Origin of the sequence: Pseudolysinimonas sp. (assembly GCF_051954455.1) — a bacterium.
Lineage (GTDB): Bacteria > Actinomycetota > Actinomycetes > Actinomycetales > Microbacteriaceae > Pseudolysinimonas.
In genome coordinates, this window is record NZ_JBQCHS010000002.1 from 1 (window position 1) to 19774 (window position 19774).

Here is a 19774-nt window from a genome sequence, read left to right on the forward strand (position 1 = left end):
TTCGGCATGGAGCGCAACCGGCCCTACGGCGACGCGGTCGTTACGGGGACCGGGACGATCCACGGCCGGCAGGTCGCCGTCTACGCGCAGGACTTCACGATCTTCGGCGGCTCGCTCGGCGAGGTCGCCGGCGAGAAGATCATCAAGGTGATGGAGCACGCCCTGAAGACGGGCGTGCCGATCATCGGCATCCTCGACTCCGGCGGCGCCCGGATCCAGGAGGGCGTCGTCGCGCTCGGCGCGTACGGCGAGATCTTCCGCCGCAACACCGCCGCCTCCGGGGTGATCCCGCAGATCTCGATCGTGATGGGCCCCGCGGCCGGCGGAGCGGTGTACTCCCCGGCGCTCACCGACTTCGTGATCATGGTCGATAAGACGAGCCACATGTTCGTCACCGGCCCCGACGTCATCAAGACGGTCACCGGCGAGGACGTCGGGTTCGAGGAGCTGGGCGGGGCCCTCACCCACAACAAGACCTCCGGCGTGGCCCACTACCTCGCCTCCGACGAGGACGACGCGCTCGATTACGCCCGCACCCTCGTCTCGTTCCTCCCGGACAACAACCTGGTCGACCCGCCCGTCTACGAGACGGAGGCGGAGCTCGAGGTCACCGACGCCGACCGGCGGCTGAACGCGATCATCCCCGACTCGCCGAACCAGCCGTACGACGTGCACGAGGTGATCGATGCGCTCGTCGACGACGCCGACTTCCTCGAGGTCCAGCCGCTCTACGCGCCCAACATCGTGATCGGCTTCGCCCGGATCGAAGGGCGCTCGGTCGGCATCATCGCCAACCAGCCGCAGGCGATGGCCGGCACGCTCAACATCGAGGCGGGCGAGAAGGCGGCGCGCTTCGTGCGCTTCTGCGACGCGTTCTCGATCCCGATCCTGACCCTCGTCGATGTCCCCGGCTACCTGCCCGGCACCGACCAGGAGTGGACGGGCGTCATCCGCCGCGGCGCGAAGCTCCTCTACGCCTACGCAGAGGCGACGGTCCCGCTCGTCACCGTGATCACGCGCAAGGCGTACGGCGGCGCGTACATCGTCATGGGCTCCAAGCAGCTCGGCGCCGACCTCAACTACGCCTGGCCGACCGCCGAGATCGCGGTCATGGGCGGTCAGGGAGCGGTCAACATCCTCTACCGCGGCGAGATCAAGGCGGCGGAGGCGGCCGGCGAGGACGTCGCCGCCGTGCGCACGCGGCTCGCCAACGAGTACACCTATAACGTCGCCTCGCCGGTCCTCGCCGCCGAGCGCGGGGAGCTCGACGGGATCATCGAGCCGGCCGCGACCCGCATCGTCGTGATCAAGGCGCTCCGGGCCCTCCGCACGAAGCGGGCCGAGCAGCCGCCCAAGAAGCACGGGAACATCCCGCTGTGACGATCCCGACGTCGGATCCGGACGCCGTCGACTACGCCGCTCGGATCCGCATCACGGCCGGCGAGCCGACCCCGGTCGAGGTCGCCGCGGTGACCGCGGTCGTGGCCGCGGCGCTCGAGCAACTGGCGGCCGAGGAACGCGTCCAGGCGCCGACGAACGCCAGCGCGTGGGAGCGCGGCCGGCGCACGATCCGCCGGCCGCTCGCCCGCGGCGACTGGCGCTCGTTCGGCCGCTGAGATCGCAGCGTCGCCCGGATCATTTCGCGACGGAATCAGTGACCCCTCCGGTGGTCGAGCGCGGTTCTCGGCGGGACGCGGGCGGCATGTCCCCCGATGACGTCCGTCATTTTGGAGACCCGGGCGTCTTGTCCCCCGAAATGACGACTCCCCGCGTTCTACGGCGCGTTGCATAGTGGTAGTCGTCAGACGTGCCTCACTGTGCACGTCGCCATTCATCGGCCGACAAGGGTAAGCGAGCCGATGACGTGGGGGCGGGTCAGGGCGATATTCGGGTTATCGCCCTGACCCGGAAACGTCACGGGGGCCGGTGTTCATCCGCCGGCCCCCGTCGTTTCTCCAGCGATCCGCCCGCTGCCGTAGAGTCGAGCCACCCGCACATCCCGCGTCGCCGCGGACTCCCCCTTGGAAGAGGCAGCAGTGACCGCCGACGCCGCATCGACGTCCGTCCCCTCGGCCGCCGTCGCGCGCGCCCCCCGCCGCTCCGGGTGGCGCCTCCGCGCCGCTCACGGCCTGTACCGTCTGGCGATCCGCTTCCACTGGGCGGAGCCCGAGCTGAACGGCCTGGACGCCGTCGTGCGCCCCGGCGACACGGTCCTCGACATCGGCGCAGCTCTCGGCATGTACACACTCCCGCTCGCCGACCTCGTCGGTCGCGACGGGCGCGTGTTCTCGTTCGAGCCGCAGCACCGAGGTGTGTTCACCGTCCGGCTGCTGCGCACCCTGACCGGCGCGCGGCGCGGCCTGACGCGTCGGGTCGCGCTCGGGCCGGAAGCGGGCATCGGCCACATCGCCGTGCCGTTCCTGCGCGGCTTCCCGATCTTCGGCCACGGCCACATCGCCGAGGGCGCCGACGACGGCACCCACCGCATCCACCGCAGCTCCACCCGCGTCGACACCGTCGACGCGTGGTGCGCGGAGCACGGGGTCGACCGTGTGGCCTTCATCAAGGTCGACGTGGAGGGCTTCGAGCCCTCCGTCATCGAGGGTGCGCGCGGGGTGATCGGGCGCGACCTCCCCAGCCTGCTCCTGGAGATCGAGGACCGCCACCTGGTCCGCTACGGGCGCGACGCCGCCGGCTTCCTCGCCGACGTGCGGGAGCGCTGGCCCGACTACCGCATGCACACCTGGGACGGTGCGGCTTGGGTCGAGGTCGACACGGTCGAACCGCCCGTGCGCAACTACCTGTTCGCGACGCCGGCGGCACTCGCGCGCTGATCCTCCGGGTCCGCCTCCGGGAGGCTGCGCGGGATCTCCAGCCACAGCGCGACGGCCTCGCCCTCCTCGTCGTCGAGGCCGAGGGCGCGGGCGTGCTCGTCGGGGCTCCGCAGCCCGACGACGGTGACCGCGACGTCGGACCCCTCGGGCACCGTACGGGCGATGACGCGATCGGCGTCGGTGTCGCGGATCGCCTCCGCGAGGCGGTCGAGCACGCGCTCGAGGTCGTCGTCGACGAGGTCGTCGATGCCGCCCTCGTCGAGAAGCGTGACCGTGGCCCCGCGCCGCCGGGCGTCCATGACCTGCTCGCGGACCGCGTCGTTGAGCAGCCGCCGGCCGCGGATCTCGTCGCGGATCGCGCCCTCGAGATGCAGGCACTCCTCGCGCTCCTCGGGCGTCAGCTCGCCGCCCGAGCGCTCGATCGTCTGCAGCATCCGCAGCGCCATGACGCTCGTCCGACCCAGCCGGAACTGGCGCTCCATCACGTGCGCCTCCTGGGCGGCCTGCCAGGTCGCGGTCTCGCGCTCGGCGATGGCGAAGCGCCGCGTCTCGCGACCGGCGCGCGTGAGGGCGAGCGAGATGACGTGCGCGACGGTCACCCAGCTCGCCGAGCCGATGACGCCGAGATTCACGAGCCCGACGGGTCCCGCCCAGAGCACCGTGTGGGCGGCGAGGAAGATGATGCCCGCCCACGCCCAGCCGGGCCGCAGCCGCGTCGCGACGATCGTCATGAGGGCGCCGTCACCGGCGACGTACCAGGTCGCGTAGCCCGTGCCCTGCGGGTCGCCCAGGTCGATCTCGCTGCTGACGAGAAGGGTGACGGCGACGAGCACGGAGAGGGCGAAGGCGGCGAGCCAGATCGGCATCCGGCTCGGTCCGATCGGCAGGAGCGTCACGACCACCGCCGCGCCGAAGAGCACCATCGCGACGATCACCGGATAGGGCGACGACACCCGATCGATCGCGTAGAGCCCGAGGATCACGACGTACGCCGAGAAGAGGGCGGCGACGCTCACGATCGCCCAGCGGGGCACCCCGACGTTCACGGCGCCGCCTCCGGCTCGGCCGGCCAGACCAGCTCGATCGTCGTGCCCGCGCCCGGCGCCGTGCGGATGTCGGCCCGGCCGCCCGCGTTGGCGAGGCGCTCGATGATCGACACGCGCACGCCGAGGCGCTCGCGCGGGACGCGCGCGGGCTCGAAACCGACGCCGTCGTCGATGATCTCGACGTGCAGCGCCCCGTCGTGATCGGTGATCCGCAGTGAGCGATGCGCATCCGGACCGGCGTGGTTCACGCTGTTGACCGCGGCCTGCACGGCGGCCGCGTGCATCGCCTCCCCCGCGACGCTCGGGATGGCGCGCGGACCGAGCCTCGCGATCGAGACGGCGAACGGCGCCGCGAGCTGCTTGACGGCGTCACGGATGCCGTCCGCGACGAGCGCGATGCGGACGACGGATCCGTCGTCCGGTGTCACGAGCGCGGCCTCGCGCAGATGCGCGATCGCGGCCGCGGCCTGGCTCGCGGCGAACGCCTTGGCCTCGGGGTCGTACGCGCGTGCGGCGGTCAGGAGCGTCGTCAGCACACTGTCGTGCACGATCGCGTCGACACGGACGCGCTCGGCCTCGGTCGCGTGCTGCCGCACGGCGATGGAGTAGCGGTCGAGCGCCGTGGCCTGGGCGGCGTCGACGTGCGACGACGCCGACCGCAGCATCGTGACGAGGATGAGGATCGCGCCGCCGAGCATGAGCGAGTAGACGGAGTCGAGGGTCACCTTGAGCGGCGAGAGCCCGCCGCCCGCCGAGGTCAGCCGCAGCGCCGCGTACAGGGTCGGCACCGCGAAGAGGTACACGGTGGCCGACTGCACGCTCAGGCCGATGGCCGCCATCCCGGTCGCGACGGTCATGAGGTAGTAGAACCAGGGGCTGTCGCCGTTCGGATGCACGACGGCGAACGGCCAGCTCAGCATCACGACCAGGAAGACCGCCGCGAACGCGACGGTGGCGTACTGCACGAAGCGCCCGGCAACCGAGGCGACGAGCGCGGCGAGCAGCGACAGGACGATGAGCGCGATGACGACGCCGGTCCAGACCGGCGTCGTGTCGTGCAGCTGCCCGAAGAGCACAGGCGCGGACTGGAGGAAGAAGACGATGCCGATCGCGCCCGCAGAACGCGAGACGGCCGCATCGACGCGCGCCAGGCTGAGCGGGGTGCGGACCTGGCGGGTCGGCGGCGGGAGAAGGCGGGGGGAGCTAGCGTCCATCGCCGTCGGCGTCGAGTCCCGGCAGGATGCCGTCCTCGACGGCCCGACGGAGCAGGTCGACCTTGGTGGGCGCGGGGCGGCCGACCTCGACGTACTTCACCCGGATGCGGTCGAGGTACTCGCGAGCGGTCGAGTAGCCGATGCCCAGCTGCTCGGCGGCGAGCTTGAGCGGCAGCCCCGAGGCGTACAGGTGCAGGATCTCGCGCTCGCGTCGGCCGAGTTGAGCCTTGGCGAAGTCGCGATCGGCGTCGATCGCGGTCGCCCACTCGAGGTTGTTGAGCACCTCGCCGCGCGCGACGGTCGCCGCGGCGGCGATCACCGTCTTGGTGGCGGACGACTTCGGGATGACGCCCGCGGCGCCGGCGGCGAGCGCCTCGCGCACGAGGGCGACGCGGTCGGCGATCGAGTGCACCAGGACGGCGGATCCCGCGGCCTGCACGCGCTTGACGTTCTCGGTGACGCTCGAGCCGTCGCCGAGCGAGAGGTCGAGCACCGTGACGTCGACCTCGCGGCCGTGGAGTCCGTCGATGAACGCGTCGACCGTCGCCGCGGTCGTGATCACGTCGTAGCCGTCGTCGGCGAACGCCGCCTTGAGGCCGAGCTGGACCGACTCGTGGTCGTCGACGATCGCGACGCGGACGGTGTCGTGAGCGGCCGGCCGCTCCATGGTCACAGCGCTCATGCTGATACTCCCGATCGGGGCGCGGTGGTGTCGCCCTGGCTCATGGTACCGCGAGGGGTGCCCGGGGACCCCGGACACCCCGCACGAATCCGACCCCCAGATCGGAGGGTTACTCGCGGGTGAACCGCCCCACGGCTTCGACGTGATGCGTGTTCGGGAACAGGTCGAACGCCCTCAGCGACCCGAGCGTGTAGCCGAGCCCGTCGAGCACCCCGGCATCGCGGGCGAACGCCACCGGGTCGCAGGCCACGTAGACGATCTGAGCAGGGCGGACCGCCGCGATCGCGGTGAGCACGTCGGCCCCCGCGCCGGCCCGCGGCGGGTCCAGGATCACCGTGGCGGCTCCCAGCCGGGCGCGCTCCGTGGCGCTCGCGTCGGCGAGGCCCCGCACCCACCGCTCGACACGTCCCGTCTCGGCCCGGGCGCCGATCCATTCCGCGAGGTTCTCCGCGGCATGCTCGGTGGCGCGCGCGTCGGATTCGACGCTCGTGATGCGGAGCGCGGGGCCCGCGAGGTCGCCGAGGGCTGCGGCGAGGAGGCCGACGCCGCCGTAGAGGTCGAGGTTGGCCGCGCGCGGGTCGAGCAGCTCGGGATCGACCGCGTCGCGGACCGCCGACGAGAGCGTCTCCGGGGCCGCCCGGTGCACCTGCCAGAAGCCGTCGTCGTCGAGCCGGAACTCGCGCTCCCCGACCCGCTCGCGGATGGCCGACGGCGTCTGCCGTCCCACGATCAGGCGGGCCTCGCCCTCGGTCGGCGCGAGCACGTCGACCGTGTCGACCCCCGTCATCCCGTCGCGCGGGGCGAGGGCTTCCACCGCCTCCACCGCCAGCGGCAGGGAGGCGACGGGGACCACGCGGTGCGACCGCGCCGCGTACGGGCCCACGACGCCGTCGTCGTCGACGTGAAGGCGGACCCGGGTGCGCCAGCGGGTCCCGTCGGCCGGGCCGGGCAGGCCCTCCACCTCGACCCGGCGCTCGAGGCCGCCGAAGCGCTGGAGCGCATCCGTCAGCACCTGCGCCTTCAGCTCCCGCTGGTGCGGCACGGCGATGTGGCCGAACTCGGCGCCACCGGCCCGCTCGTCCGGGTCGCGCTCGAGCGCGGCCTCCGGCCAGACGTGCGGCCGGCGGTGCGGGCTCGGCTGCAGCACCCGGACGGTGTCGGCCTGCCAGAACGCTTTCTTGCGGTCGTCGGTGATGCGCGCGACGACCCGCTCACCGGGGATCGCATCGGACACGAAGACCACGCGCCCGTCGAGCCGCGCGACGCTGATGCCGCCGTGCGCGATCCGCTGCGGCTCCAGCTCGACCTCGCGGCCCACGTTCTCGCCCATCTGCACAACGATAGGAGCGTGCACCTGTACCTCGCTTCGACGTCCCCCGCCCGCCTCGCGACGCTGCGGGCAGTCGGCATCGAGCCGGTGACGGTCGCGCCGGGTGTCGACGAGGAGGCCGCGGTCGCCGCGGCGGAGGCGGAGCACGGCCGGCTCGACGCATTGCAGACGGTGAGCCTGCTCGGCCGGCTGAAGGCCGAGGCGGTGGCGGCGCAGGTCGACGACGGCCTCGTCCTCGGCGGCGACTCCGCCTTCGACCTCGGCGGGGTCGTCTACGGCAAGCCGCACCTGCCGGAGCGGGCGCGCGAGCGCTGGCTCGCCCAGCGCGGGCAGTCCGGCGTCCTCTACTCCGGACACACGCTCATCGACGCGACCGACGGGCGCGCGGAATCGGGCGTCGCGTCCGCAACGGTCCGATTCGCCGAGGACATCACCGACGCCGAGATCGACGCGTACGTGGCCACGGGCGAGCCGCTCGAGGTCGCGGGCGCGTTCACGATCGATGCCAAGGGCGCCGGCTTCATCCGCGAGATCGACGGCGACCCGCACGCGGTCGTCGGCCTCAGCGTCCAGCTGCTGCGGACGCTCGTGCGCCGGCTCGGCCACGACTGGCCGTCGCTCTGGAACCGGTAGCTGGACGGCTCGGACAACGCCGACGCGGCGCTTCTGTGCGGGCCCGACAAAGGCGACCCCCGATCCGCCCCATAGGCTGAGGAGTTATGGCGCGCATCACCAAGGTCCTGATCGCCAACCGCGGAGAGATCGCGGTGCGAGTCATCCGGGCGGCGAAGGATGCGGGCATCGCATCGGTCGCCGTCTACGCCGACCAGGACCGCGACGCGCGGCACGTCAAGCTGGCCGACGAGGCCTACGCCCTCGAGGGCACGACGAGCGCCGAGACCTACCTCGTCATCGACAAGCTCCTCTCGGTGGCCCGGCGCTCGGGCGCCGACGCCGTGCACCCCGGGTACGGGTTCCTGGCCGAGAACGCCGACTTCGCGCGGGCCGTCATCGCGGCCGGCATCACCTGGATCGGCCCGAGCCCGGAGTCGATCGAGCGCCTCGGCGACAAGGTCTCCGCCCGGCACGTCGCCGAGAAGGTCGGCGCCCCGCTCGCGCCGGGCACGCTCAACCCGGTCAAGGACGCCGCGGAGATCCAGAAGTTCGCGAAGAAGGTCGGCCTCCCGGTCGCCATCAAGGCCGCGTTCGGCGGCGGCGGCCGCGGCCTCAAGGTCGCCCGCACGATGGAGGAGATCCCCGAGCTCTTCGACTCGGCGACCCGCGAGGCGGTCGCGGCGTTCGGTCGCGGCGAGTGCTTCGTCGAGAAGTACCTCGACGAGCCGCGCCACGTCGAGACGCAGTGCCTCGCCGACAGCAAGGGCAACGTCGTCATCGTCTCGACGCGCGACTGCTCGCTGCAGCGCCGCCACCAGAAGCTCGTCGAGGAGGCGCCCGCACCGTTCCTCACCGACAAGCAGAAGAAGCTCCTCTACGACTCGTCGAAGGCCATCCTCAAGGAGGTCGGCTACCTCGGCGCCGGCACCTGCGAGTTCCTCATCGGCAAGGACGGCACGGTCTCGTTCCTCGAGGTGAACACCCGCCTGCAGGTGGAGCACTGCGTCTCCGAGGAGGTCACCGGCCTCGACCTCGTGCGCGAGCAGTTCCGCATCGCCGAGGGCGGCCTCCTCGACTACAAGGACCCGGAGCCGAAGGGCCACTCCTTCGAGTTCCGCATCAACGGCGAGGACCCGGGCCGCAACTTCCTGCCGACGCCCGGCCCCGTGAGCGTGCTGCGCTTCCCCGGCGGCCCCGGGGTGCGCGTCGACTCCGGTGTCACGACCGGCGACGTGATCTCCGGCGCCTTCGACTCCCTCCTCGCGAAGCTCATCGTGACGGGCTCCGACCGGCAGGACGCGCTCGAGCGCGCCCGCCGCGCCCTCGACGAGTTCGAGGTCTCCGGCCTGCCGACCGTCCTCCCGTTCCACCGCAAGATCGTGCACGACCCGGCGTTCGTCGCCGCGGACGGGAAGTTCGGCGTCTACACCCGCTGGATCGAGACGGACTTCGACAACGACATCGAGCCGTGGGGCGGCATGCTGCCGGACGCGGCGTCGTCGGAGGAGCGGCACGAGGTCGTCGTCGAGGTCGACGGCAAGCGGATCGGGGTCTCGCTCCCGGCGCGGCTGCTGCCGAGCGGCGGGCGGTCGACGGGCGCGTCGAAGGGCTCGTCCGGGGCGGTGCCGCGTCGCCGGGGCGCGGGCGGGTCCGTCGCGGTCGCGGCGAGCGGCGACGATGTGACGGCGCCCATGCAGGCGACCGTCGTGAAGATCTCCGTCGGCGAGGGCGACAAGGTCGTCAAGGGCGACCTCGTGCTCGTGCTCGAGGCCATGAAGATGGAGCAGCCGATCACCGCCCACAAGGACGGCACGATCGCCCGGGTCGACGCCACGATCGGCGCCACGGTGTCGGCCGGGCACCGGCTCCTCGCGATCGAGGACTGACCCGTCGCGGGTCGAGCGGCCGCGAAGCGGCCTCCCGAGACCGCGTTACAGGATCGCCCGCAGCCGCGCGAGCGACCGCTGCAGCGCGCGCTCCCGGCGTGCCCACACCGCGATCAGGCCGCCGGCGAGCACGGCGATGCCGCTCCACACGAGCGCGAGCACCGGGACGTTCCGAACGCCCTGCGCCGTGACCCACACGTCGTTCAGGTCGGCGGCCGCGTGCACGACGATCGGGGCGAGGGCGGTGAGGAGGGCGGACACGGGGGCGGTTCCTTCCGAGGACGAAAGGCGGCGGTCGCCCCCCAAGAGCCACTGCCTGCTGACCCCCATCATGGCGCGGACGCGGGGTCGAGCGCCACTCCGGTTAGCGCCTCCCGACGCGTTTTTCAGGATCGCGCGCCACGACGCGCCGGCGTATCGGCGTCCTCACCCGCGCTGCCCCTCATCCCGACCTGAGAAACGGATGCCGAGCAAGGTGACCGCGCCGTTCGATCACACGCAGGACTGCGTCCTCGACTGCCGCCCAGTCGTGCATCACCTGGCGGTAACTGAGTCGAAGCACCACGAGGTCGCGCGCGGCCAGCTCGAGATCCCGAGCCCGATCGGCCTCGAACCGCTCCACCCCGTGATGAGCACGACCGTCGGTCTCGATGACGAGGCGGTCGCCGACGACCAGGTCGAGCCGCCCGACGCCGGGAACGACAACCTGCGGTCGAACCGGGAGCCCGAGATCGGCGAGCCGCACCCGCACGAGCGATTCGATCCCGGACTCGGCCGCCGGGTCGACTCTCCGGATCACGTCCGCCGGCACGATGGCCTCGATCGCGCGGCCCGTGACGAGGCCGGAGTGCAGAGCCGAGTCGATCAGCGCGACGAGATGGTCGCGCTTCAGGACCGACGCGGACTGCCGGACGGCGAGCACGGGATCGACCCGCCACTGCGGCCCTGCTCCCGCGATTCCGCCCGCCGGTCGGCTCCAGTCGAGTCGGATCCGCTCACCGGCGGGAGCTGGCCGCAGCCGCGACACGTTGCGCGCCAGACTCACATGGACGGGCAGGCCTTGGGGCACCCACATCCCGTACGAGACGGCTGCCGACGGCCCGCCGAGGACGCCGCCGACCCGGACCGCGACGACCTGCTCCCGCGTCGCCTCCCGGTCGGCGTACCAGCCGCGTCCGATCCGCCTCAGGCGTCCGGTCCCGACGGCGGAGGCGAGAGCGCGGGGCTCGATGCCGCCGTCCAGGATCTGCGCGCGGCTCGCCACATGTCCCAGAGCAGCCAGCACTGCCTCGACCTGCACGCCCCGAGGATGCGCCGGAGCCTGCGCTCCCGCGCCAGAGCACCGGGATCCGGGGATAGTCGGTAGGCCGTCGCGCCTGAGGAGGGCGGCGCTTCTCAGGAGCGGGGACGCGACACGCCGCCGTGCGCAATCAGACGGGCGGCGTGTCCCGCGCTCCGTTCTGAAAACGGCGCGGGTCCGGAGGGGCGGGCGCGACGGCGGCGCGGGTGCGACGCGACGCCGTGCGGCACGACGGCGGTCAGGCGACGCGAGGGCCGGCGTCAGCCGACGATGTGCATGGCCCGCGCCGCGTCGGTAATCGACCCCGACAGCGACGGGTAGACGCTGAACGCCTCCGCGAGCTGGTCGACGGTGAGACGGTGCTCCACTGCGAGCGCGATCGGCAGGATGAGGTCCGACGCCTTCGGCGCGACGACCACGCCGCCGATGACCGTGCCGGAGCCGGTGCGCGCGAACAGCTTCACGAATCCGTCGCGGAGCCCCATCATCTTGGCGCGCGGGTTCGACGCGAGCGGGAGCTTGTAGACCTCGCCCTGTGCGATCCCCTCCTCGATCTGCTTCTGCGACCAGCCGACCGTGGCGACCTCGGGCTGCGTGAAGATGTTGCTCGTCACGTTGCGCAGCTCGGTCGGCGTGACGGCGTCGCCCATCGCGTGGAACACGGCCGTGCGCCCCTGCATGGATGCGACGGAGGCGAGCGGGAGGAAGTCGCTGCAGTCGCCGGCCGCGTAGATCGACGGCATCGACGTGCGGGCGACCCGGTTGACGCGGATGTGGCCGGAATCCAGGAGCTGGACCCCCGCCTCCTCGAGCCCGATCCCGGCGGTGTTCGGGATCGCGCCCACCGCGAGCAGACAGTGCGAGCCCTCCACGGTCCGTCCGTCGGTGAGCGTGACCACGACCCCGTCGCCGTCGCGCTCGACCTTCTCGGCGCGGCTCTTCGAGAGCACGTCCATGCCGTTGCGGGTGAAGACGTCCTCGATGACACGCGCCGCGTCGCTGTCCTCGCCGGGCAGCACCTGCTCGCGACTGGAGATGAGGGTGACCTCGGCGCCGAGCGCCCGGTAGGCCGAGGCGAACTCCGCGCCCGTCACCCCGGAGCCGACGACGATCAGGTGCTCCGGCACGGCGTCGAGCGCGTAGACCTGCTTCCACGTGAGGATCCGCTCGCCGTCGGGCTTCGCGCTCGAGAGCTCGCGGGGGCTCGCGCCCACGGCCACGACGAGGGTGTCGGCGTCGATCTCATCGAAGTCGACGCGCTTCTTGCCGGTGCCGGTCGAGACGAGGAGCCGGTTCGGCCCGTCGAGGCGCCCGTCGCCCGCGACGATGCGCACCCCCGCCTTCACGAGCTGCGCCTTCATGTCCTCGGACTGCTGGCGGGCCAGCATGAGCAGCCGCTGGTTGACGGCGGCGAGGTTCACCGTCGTGTCGGGGCGGACGGCGCGACCCGCGTCGTTGTGCACGTAGAACTGCACCCCGAGGTCCGCGGCCTCCCCGACCGCGCCGGCGGCCTCCGCGGTCGCGATGAGGGTCTTCGAGGGGACCACGTCGGTGAGCACCGCGGAGCCGCCGACACCGGCGCGCTCGACGAGCGTCACCTCCGCGCCGAGCTGCGCACCCGTGAGGGCGGCCTCGTATCCGCCGGGACCGCCTCCCAGGATGGCGATCCGGTGGGTCCGCTCGAACTCATAGGGCATGAGTCCATTCTGTCGGGTGGGCGCGGACCGGGCTGGTGAACATCCCGCGGTCGCGTATCGGGTCGCGCCCTGTTCGAGGCCCATGCGCAGGGGCCCGTGGAGTCCGTCAGCCGCCTCTTCGAACGCCCGCTGCCGCTCTAGGCTGGCCGGATGGACAGCGACGCCAACCCGCTCGACGATCCCTCGGCCGACCCGTTCGACATCGCCCGCCGCGCGGCGGAGCAGCTCGCGGAGGCCACGGGCGTCGAGAAGCACGACATCGCGCTCACCCTCGGCAGCGGGTGGGCGAAGGCCGCGGACCTCATCGGCGAGACGACCGCGACCGTCCCCGCGACCGAGATCCTCGGGTTCTCGACGCCGGCCCTCACCGGTCACGTCGGCACGCTCCGCAGCGTCCTGCTGCCGAACGGCAGGCGCGCCCTCGTGATCGGGGCGCGCACCCACTTCTACGAGGGCCACGGCGTCCGACGGGTGGTGCACTCCGTGCGCACCGCCGCCGCCGCGGGTGCGACGACCATGGTGCTGACCAACGGCGCCGGCGGCATCAAGGAGCACTGGACGCCGGGCACGCCGGTCCTCATCAGCGACCACATCAACCTGACGGCCGCGTCCCCGCTCGAGGGCGCGACGTTCGTCGATCTGACCGACCTCTACTCGGCGCGGCTGCGCGCGGTCGCGCGGTCGATCGACCCGTCGCTCGACGAGGGCGTGTACACGCAGTTCCGCGGACCGCACTACGAGACGCCCGCCGAGGTGCAGATGGCGAAGGCGATCGGCGGCCACATCGTGGGCATGTCGACCGCCCTCGAGGCGATCGCGGCGCGTCAGGCGGGCATGGATATCCTCGGCTTCTCGCTGATCACCAACCTCGCCGCCGGGATCTCGCCGGAGCCGCTCAGCCACCGCGAGGTCCTCGAGGCGGGGCAGGCCGCCGAGCCGGTGATCTCGGCGCTCCTCGCGAAGGTGGTGGCGGCGCTGTGACCGACGACGCCGTGGCCCTGAATCGCGCCGGGGCCCGGGCCCGCGCCGAGGCGTGGCTCGCTCAGGACCCCGACCCGGAGACGCGCGCCGAGCTCCGGGCGCTGATCGACGGCGACGACACCGCGGCTCTCGTCGAGCGCTTCGCGGGCCGGCTCGACTTCGGCACCGCGGGCCTCCGCGGCGAGCTCGGCGCCGGCCCCACCCGCATGAACCGGGTCCTCGTCGCCCAGGCCGCCGCCGGCCTCGCCGCGTACCTGCGCGGGCGCGAGGAGCACCCGACCGTCGTCATCGGCTACGACGGCCGCACCAACTCCGACGTCTTCGCCCGCGACTCCGCGGAGCTCCTCCAGGGCGCCGGCGTCGCGGCGACGCTGCTCCCCCGCGCGCTCCCGACGCCCGTGCTCGCCTTCGCCGTCCGCCACCTCGGCGCGAGTGCCGGCGTCATGGTGACCGCGAGCCACAACCCGGCGCGCGACAACGGCTACAAGGTCTACCTCGGCGGGCTCGACCACGGATCGCAGATCGTGCCGCCGGCGGACGCCGACATCCAGGCCGAGATCCTGCGCGTCGCCGAGGGCTCGATCGCCGGCCTCCCCCGCGACGAGGGCTACGCGATCGGCGACGAGGACGTCGTGGCCGAGTACGTGCGCCGCACGGCCGCGCTCGCCCGCCACGGCGACGCGCCCTCGTTCGTCTACACCGCGATGCACGGCGTCGGGTGGGAGACGGCCTCGGCGGTGTTCGCGGCGGCCGGCCTGCCCGCCCCCACCTCCGTCGAGGCGCAGCAGGAGCCGGACCCGGCGTTCCCCACGGTCGGATTCCCGAACCCCGAGGAGCCGGGCGCGCTCGACCTCGCGATCGCGACCGCCCGCGAGGCGCGGGCCGAGCTCATCATCGCGAACGACCCCGACGCCGACCGCCTCGCGGTGGGCATCCCCGACCCGGCCGCCGAGGGGGGCTGGCGTCGACTCTCCGGCAACGAGGTGGGGTGGCTGCTCGGCTGGCGCGCCGCGCGCCGCGTCGACCGCCTCACGCCCGACGGGGGCAACGGGCGTCTCGCCGCGTCCCTCGTCAGCTCCCCCGCCCTCGGCGACGTCGCGCGCCAGCTCGGCCTGGACTACCAGGAGACGCTGACCGGCTTCAAGTGGATCTCGCGCGTCGGCGGGCTCGTCTTCGGCTACGAGGAGGCCCTCGGCTACCTCGTCGACCCCGACAAGGTGCGCGACAAGGACGGCATCTCGGCCGCGGTCGCGATCCTCGACCTCGCCGCGTCGCTCGCCGCCGAGGGACGCACGATCGCCGACGAGCTGCTCGCGTTCGCCGCGCAGTTCGGCGGCTACGCCTCCGGGCAGATCTCGATCCGCGTCCGTGAGCTTCACGAGATCGGGCGGATGATGGCCCGCCTCCGGCAGGCGCCGCCGGCCGAGGTGGGCGGCATCCGGGTGGAGCGGATCGAGGACTTCCGCGACGGGTTCGCGCCGTTTCCGCCGGGCGACATCCTGCGGATCCACCTCGAGGGCGGGGCGCGCGTGATCGTGCGGCCGAGCGGCACCGAGCCGAAGCTCAAGGCGTACCTCGACACGTGGTCGGACGAGGGCGACGCGACCGAGCGGCTGGAGCGCGCGCAGGCGACGCTCGCGCGGCTCGACGCGGGGATGCGGGAGCTGCTCGCCGCCGGGTGAGCCCGGCGCGCTACTCGGCCCGCGAGATCGCGAGTGCCGCACGCACCTCGTCGGGGGTGGTCGCCTCCGCGATCCGCTCCACCGCGCCGCGCGCGTTGAACGCGTTCGCCACGGCCGCGAGCATCGGCAGGTGCCGCTCGGGCGACGCCGCCGCCAGGGCGAGCACCACCCGCACCGGGTCGTTGTGCGGATGCCCGAACGCGACCGGCTCGGCGAGCGTGACGACCGCGAGGCCGTCCGCCTTCACGTCCTGCCCGCTGCGCGCATGGGCGAGCGCGAGGCCGGGCGCGATCACGATGTACGGACCGCGGTCCTCGACCATCCGGATCATCGCGTCGGCGTAGCCCGGTCGGGCCGCGCCGATCCGCGACAGCACGGAGCCCGCGAGCTCGATCGCGCCACGCCAGTCGGCGACCGGGGCTCCGAGCTCGACGGCGTCGTCGGGCAGGGCGGGCAGTTCCATCAGCGGTCGAACCCGTCCCCGATCCGCTCGACGATCTCCTCGCGGTCCTCGAGCGGGAGGAAGGCGACCTCGGCGGCGTTGAGCTGGAAGGTCTCCAGGTCGGCGTCGTCGTAGCCGAACGCCTCGCTGAGCAGCTCGAGCTCGCGCGTGAGCGTCGTCGCGCTCATGAGGCGGTTGTCGGTGTTGACGGTGACCCGGAATCCCAGCTGGTAGAGCATGTCGAACGGGTGGTCGGACATCTCCGTGCCCCAGGCCGCGACCGCACCGGTCTGCAGGTTGGAGCTCGGGCTCGTCTCGAGCGCGATGCCGCGGTCGCGCACCCACTGCGCGAGCGGGCCGAGCTCGACCTCGTAGGCCTCGTCGGACTCCGTGACCCGGAGGTCCTCGGCGATCCGGACGCCGTGCCCGAGGCGGAGCGCGCGCCCGTCGAGCAGCGCCGAGGCGATGCTCTCGAGGCCGTCGGCCTCGCCGGCGTGAACGGTCGTCGGGAACCAGTTGGCCGCGAGCAGGTCGAACGCGTCGCGCATGCGGCTCGGCGGGAACCCGGCCTCGGGCCCGGCGATGTCGAAGCCGACCACGCCGCGGTCGCGGTGTCGCAGCGCGAGCTCCGCGATCTCGCGGCCGCGGTCCGTCATCCGCATGGAGCTCACGAGCTGTCCCGCGCGGATGAAGCCGCCCGCCGACTCCACCGCGTCGACCGCCTGGTCGATACCGAGCTGGACGGCCTCGACGGCCTGGTCGAGCGTGAGTCCGCGACTCAGGTGCTGCTCGGGCGCCCAGCGGATCTCGCCGTAGATGACGCCGTCGGCGTGCAGGTCCTCGACGAACTCGCGCGCGACGCGGGTGAGCCCCTCCGCCGTCTGCATGACGGCGAGCGTGACGTCGAAGGTCTTCAGGTACTCGACGAGCGATCCGGAGTCGCTCTGAGCGGCGAACCAGCGCCCCAGCTCCCCCGCCTCGGGCGCGGGAGGGACGAACCCGATCGCGTCGCCGAGCTCGATGATCGTCTGCGGCCGGAGTCCCCCGTCGAGGTGGTCGTGGAGGGAGACCTTGGGCAGGCTCCGGACGGCGTCGCTCATGCGCTCAACCTATCGCGCCGACTCCGATGATCCGCTTCGAGATCCGGTCGGCCGCGACGAGTGCGGCGGCGACCACCGCGTCGAGGTCGCGCTCGCTGTGGCTGGTCGCGACGTAGGGCACGGTGAGCACCGCGCGCGCCGCTCCGAGCCGGTCGCGCACCGCGACGGCGACGTCGGTGATGCCCGGTTGCACGGGGTCGGCGCGGCGCAGCAGGCCGTCGCGCTCGATCGCCGCGACCTCCCGCCGATCGAGGCGCGCGAGGTGCTCGGCGCGCACGTCCGGGTCGCCGAGCGCGACGAGGACCGCGCCCGCCGCGCTCTCGAGCGGGAAGAGCGCCCCGACCCGGACCCGGTAGCCGAAGTCGGCCGGGCTCTCCGCCTGCCCCACGACACGGACGGCGGCCATGTCGAGCACGCCGAGGTTGCACGACTGCCGCAGCTCGTCGGCGAGCGCGCGCATCGCCGGCGTCGCGGCGACGAGCAGCCCGCGGAGCGCCGGCTGCCGGTGGGCGAGGTCGAACGCGGCCATCGAGAGCGTGTACCGCCCCGACTCCTCGTCGCGCACGAGCCACCCGCGGGCCTCCAGCGCGACCAGCACGCGGAACAGCTGCCCGACCGTGCGGCCGGTCCGCTCGGCGATCTCGTTCTGCGCGAGCGGCCGCGGGCTCGCGGCGACGAGCTCCAGCACGTCGAACGCCTTGTCGAGCGCCGGGACCGCGTACTCGGCGGCCATCAGCGATCGGCGCCCATGGCGGCGAGCATCCGGCGCGCGATCTCGCGGTCGATGTCGTCGGGCACCGGCTGGGCCCCCACGCGGAGCGACGCCGCGTCGCGCGCGACGCGCTCCAGAGAGAGCGACTGCAGGAGGAATCCGAGGTCCATCGACTCGAGCGAGTTGCCCTTCGGCTCTCGGCCGGCGAGGTTCATCATGCGGCCCTCGGCGAGCAGGATCACGTGGCGGCCGTCCGGCAGCCCGATCCGTTCGATCGCGTCGTCGAGCCGCTCGACGGAGGCGGCGCCGGCCTTCAGCGCCGCGACGTCGATCTCCCACGGGAAGTGCCCGCAGTTCGCGAGCACGGCGCCGTCGGCGACCGCGTCGAAGAACGTCGGCGTGAGGATGTCGGGATGCCCGGTCGCGGTGATGAACACCTCGCCCCAGCGCGCGAGGTCGCCGTTCAGCTGCTCGGGGCCGCCGACCCGGAACCCGTCGAGCGCCGCCTCGAACGCCTTCAACTCGTCCACCTCGACGACGGCGACCTTGCCGCCGAACTGCCGGAGGTAGTGCGCGACGCCGCGCCCGCACCAGCCGTATCCGGCGACGACGAAGCGCCGGCCCGGCACCATGAGGTTCGTCAGGCGCATGAAGCTCTCGACGACCGACTGGCCCACCGCGTGCTTGTTCTCGCCGATCGCCTTGAGCAGCGAGTCGTTGATGACGACCACCGGGAACGGGATGCGGCCGGCGAGCTCGCCGCGCAGTCGGTCGCCGCCCGAGGTGGTCTCCTCCGTGCCGCCGACGATGCGCGCGGCGAGGCCCCGCTCGGCGACCAGGGCGGCCAGGTCGGCGCCGTTGTCCAGCAGGATGTCCGGCTCCGCGTCGACGACGGCCGCGACGTGGGCGTGGTGCTGCTCGAGCGTGTCGTCGCGCGCCCCGAACACGGTCATCCCCTGGCCGCGGAGGAAGGCGACGACGTCGTCCTGGGTCGAGCCGTGATTGCCGGTCGCGACGATCTCGGCGCCTCCCGCGGCGAGCGTCTCGAGGAGCACCGCGGTCTTCGGCTCGAGGTGCAGCGACATGCCGATGCGGTGGCCGGAGAACGGGCGGCTCTCCGCGAACTGTGCGCGGGCGGCGGCGAGGAGGGGCATGCGGGAGCGGATCCAGCGCACGCGGGCGGCGCCGCGCTCGGCGGGATCGACAGCGACATCGGTCATGCGCGCCAGTGTTTCACATATGAACGTGGCTTTCATGAGTGAACGACTCGTAGACTGCGCGGATGCCGACGAAGATCATCCTCGACTGCGACCCCGGGCACGACGACGCGATGGCGCTGCTGCTGGCGTGGGGCTCCCCCGAGATCGAGCTCGTCGGCGTCACGACCGTGGGCGGCAACCAGACGATCGACAAGGTGACGCGGAACGCGCTCGCGGTGGCGCGGGTCGCCGGCATCCACGGCGTCCCGTTCGCGAAGGGCGCGGCGCACCCGCTGCTGCGACCGGTCGAGGTCGCGGAGGAGATCCACGGCGCCTCCGGACTCGACGGCCCCGTGCTCCCGGAGCCCGACATCGAGCTCGATCCACGGCACGCGGCCCAGTTCATCGTCGACACGGTCATGGCCGCCGAGCCCGGGACCATCACGCTCGTGCCGACCGGGCCGCTCACCAACATCGCCCTCGCGATGCGCCTGGAGCCCGCGATCGTCGGGCGGGTGCGCGAGGTCGTGCTCATGGGCGGCGGGGCGCGCGTCGGCAACTGGAGCCCGGTCGCGGAGTTCAACATCGTCGTCGACCCGGAGGCCGCCGCGGCCGTCTTCGCCGCCGGGTGGACGGTGACCATGGTCGGGCTCGACCTGACGCACCAGGCCCTCGCGACCGACGAGGTCGTGGCGGCGATCCGGGAGATCGGCACCGGCCCCGCCCGCTTCGCCGGCGAGCTCATGGACTTCTTCACCGCCGCCTATCGGGAGGTCGCGGGATTCGACCACCCGCCCGTGCACGATCCGTGCGCGGTCGCCTACGTCATCGATCCGACGATCGTGCGCGCGATCCCGGCGCCGATCGCGGTCGAGACCCGCGGGGAGCACACCCTCGGGATGACGGTGGTCGACCTGCGCGGTCCGGCGCCCGAGGGCACCCGCACGCAGGTGGCACTAGAGCTCGACGCGGAGCGGTTCTGGGGCCTCGTCCTGGACGCGATCCGCGCTCTCGGCGACCCGCTCGTCGAGCGGGTCGACTAGCGCGCAGCGCG

The 19774-nt window shown here is 73.0% G+C and carries 19 protein-coding genes; 8 read left to right on the top strand and 11 right to left on the bottom strand.

Translation table 11 applies throughout. From position 1 onward, the window contains the following. The 3 genes from ACTHM3_RS00615 to ACTHM3_RS00625 all read left to right on the top strand — a co-directional run. Nucleotides 1-1380 (top strand): acyl-CoA carboxylase subunit beta (locus tag ACTHM3_RS00615; protein ID WP_440404144.1); only part of this gene is annotated, 1380 nt, incomplete at its 5' end. Continuing rightward, a complete protein-coding gene (locus ACTHM3_RS00620) occupies nt 1377-1616 on the top strand; it encodes an acyl-CoA carboxylase epsilon subunit (RefSeq protein ID WP_440404145.1) in 240 nt (79 codons plus the stop codon). The genes ACTHM3_RS00615 and ACTHM3_RS00620, both read left to right, overlap by 4 nt. Before the next feature lie 420 nt (nt 1617-2036). After that, nucleotides 2037-2834 (top strand): FkbM family methyltransferase, encoded by a 798-nt coding sequence (locus tag ACTHM3_RS00625; protein ID WP_440404146.1) that lies wholly within the window; start codon nt 2037-2039, stop codon nt 2832-2834. Here the strand turns inward: ACTHM3_RS00625 and ACTHM3_RS00630 are convergent. The 4 genes from ACTHM3_RS00630 to ACTHM3_RS00645 all read right to left on the bottom strand — a co-directional run bounded on the left by ACTHM3_RS00630 (nt 2798) and on the right by ACTHM3_RS00645 (nt 7106). After that, on the bottom strand, nt 2798-3880 hold the full coding sequence (locus tag ACTHM3_RS00630) for a hypothetical protein (protein WP_440404147.1): 1083 nt from the start codon (nt 3878-3880) through the stop codon (nt 2798-2800). The genes ACTHM3_RS00625 and ACTHM3_RS00630 overlap by 37 nt on opposite strands. Then, complete coding sequence (locus ACTHM3_RS00635; protein ID WP_440404148.1) at nt 3877-5094, bottom strand: sensor histidine kinase; 1218 nt, start codon at nt 5092-5094, stop codon at nt 3877-3879. The genes ACTHM3_RS00630 and ACTHM3_RS00635 overlap by 4 nt, the downstream gene beginning before the upstream one ends. Next, nucleotides 5084-5776 carry a response regulator transcription factor gene (locus ACTHM3_RS00640; RefSeq protein WP_440404149.1) on the bottom strand — a complete coding sequence of 231 codons (693 nt, stop codon included), beginning with the start codon at nt 5774-5776 and terminating at the stop codon, nt 5084-5086. Before ACTHM3_RS00640 ends, ACTHM3_RS00635 begins: the two co-directional genes overlap by 11 nt. A 109-nt stretch (nt 5777-5885) precedes the next feature. After that, on the bottom strand, nt 5886-7106 hold the full coding sequence (locus ACTHM3_RS00645; protein WP_440404150.1) for a class I SAM-dependent RNA methyltransferase: 1221 nt from the start codon (nt 7104-7106) through the stop codon (nt 5886-5888). A gap of 18 nt (nt 7107-7124) precedes the next feature. Here ACTHM3_RS00645 and ACTHM3_RS00650 point away from each other — a divergent pair, with 18 nt between their 5' ends. Both ACTHM3_RS00650 and ACTHM3_RS00655 read left to right on the top strand, forming a co-directional pair. Further along, nucleotides 7125-7739: a Maf family protein gene (locus ACTHM3_RS00650; protein ID WP_440404151.1), complete on the top strand. Its 615-nt coding sequence runs from the start codon at nt 7125-7127 to the stop codon at nt 7737-7739. A gap of 86 nt (nt 7740-7825) precedes the next feature. Continuing rightward, nucleotides 7826-9607, top strand: a complete 1782-nt coding sequence (locus ACTHM3_RS00655) for an acetyl/propionyl/methylcrotonyl-CoA carboxylase subunit alpha (protein WP_440404152.1) — start codon at nt 7826-7828, stop codon at nt 9605-9607. Nucleotides 9608-9652: 45 nt separating this feature from the next. Here ACTHM3_RS00655 and ACTHM3_RS00660 read toward each other — a convergent pair whose 3' ends face one another. From ACTHM3_RS00660 to ACTHM3_RS00670, 3 genes are all read right to left on the bottom strand, one after another. After that, entirely contained in the window at nt 9653-9868 is a 216-nt protein-coding gene (locus tag ACTHM3_RS00660) for a hypothetical protein (protein ID WP_440404153.1), read from the bottom strand. Between the two features lie 181 nt (nt 9869-10049). After that, on the bottom strand, nt 10050-10907 hold the full coding sequence (locus ACTHM3_RS00665) for a type IV toxin-antitoxin system AbiEi family antitoxin domain-containing protein (protein WP_440404154.1): 858 nt from the start codon (nt 10905-10907) through the stop codon (nt 10050-10052). A gap of 260 nt (nt 10908-11167) precedes the next feature. Further along, nucleotides 11168-12604, bottom strand: coding sequence for an NAD(P)H-quinone dehydrogenase (locus tag ACTHM3_RS00670; protein WP_440404155.1), 1437 nt, complete (start codon nt 12602-12604; stop codon nt 11168-11170). A gap of 150 nt (nt 12605-12754) precedes the next feature. On the opposite strand from ACTHM3_RS00670, the gene ACTHM3_RS00675 reads away from it, so the two are divergent. Both ACTHM3_RS00675 and ACTHM3_RS00680 read left to right on the top strand, forming a co-directional pair. Then, nucleotides 12755-13585, top strand: coding sequence for a purine-nucleoside phosphorylase (locus tag ACTHM3_RS00675; protein ID WP_440404156.1), 831 nt, complete (start codon nt 12755-12757; stop codon nt 13583-13585). Then, nucleotides 13582-15267: a phospho-sugar mutase gene (locus ACTHM3_RS00680; RefSeq protein ID WP_440404157.1), complete on the top strand. Its 1686-nt coding sequence runs from the start codon at nt 13582-13584 to the stop codon at nt 15265-15267. Before ACTHM3_RS00675 ends, ACTHM3_RS00680 begins: the two co-directional genes overlap by 4 nt. A 10-nt stretch (nt 15268-15277) precedes the next feature. Here the strand turns inward: ACTHM3_RS00680 and ACTHM3_RS00685 are convergent, their stop codons facing one another. Genes ACTHM3_RS00685 through ACTHM3_RS00700 form a run of 4 tightly spaced genes read right to left on the bottom strand, consistent with a single transcriptional unit; the run spans nt 15278 to nt 18741 of the window. Continuing rightward, nucleotides 15278-15730: a PTS sugar transporter subunit IIA gene (locus ACTHM3_RS00685; protein WP_440404158.1), complete on the bottom strand. Its 453-nt coding sequence runs from the start codon at nt 15728-15730 to the stop codon at nt 15278-15280. After that, nucleotides 15730-16809: an adenosine deaminase gene (locus tag ACTHM3_RS00690; protein WP_440404159.1), complete on the bottom strand. Its 1080-nt coding sequence runs from the start codon at nt 16807-16809 to the stop codon at nt 15730-15732. Before ACTHM3_RS00690 ends, ACTHM3_RS00685 begins: the two co-directional genes overlap by 1 nt. Nucleotides 16810-16813: 4 nt before the next feature. Next, entirely contained in the window at nt 16814-17542 is a 729-nt protein-coding gene (locus tag ACTHM3_RS00695; protein ID WP_440404160.1) for an IclR family transcriptional regulator, read from the bottom strand. Beyond that, entirely contained in the window at nt 17542-18741 is a 1200-nt protein-coding gene (locus ACTHM3_RS00700; RefSeq protein ID WP_440404161.1) for an adenosylhomocysteinase, read from the bottom strand. The genes ACTHM3_RS00695 and ACTHM3_RS00700 overlap by 1 nt, the downstream gene beginning before the upstream one ends. A gap of 62 nt (nt 18742-18803) precedes the next feature. Between ACTHM3_RS00700 and uriH the strand changes: the two genes are divergently transcribed. Then, nucleotides 18804-19763, top strand: coding sequence for a uridine-preferring nucleoside hydrolase UriH (gene uriH / locus ACTHM3_RS00705; RefSeq protein ID WP_440404162.1), 960 nt, complete (start codon nt 18804-18806; stop codon nt 19761-19763). Nucleotides 19764-19774 lie beyond the last annotated feature (11 nt).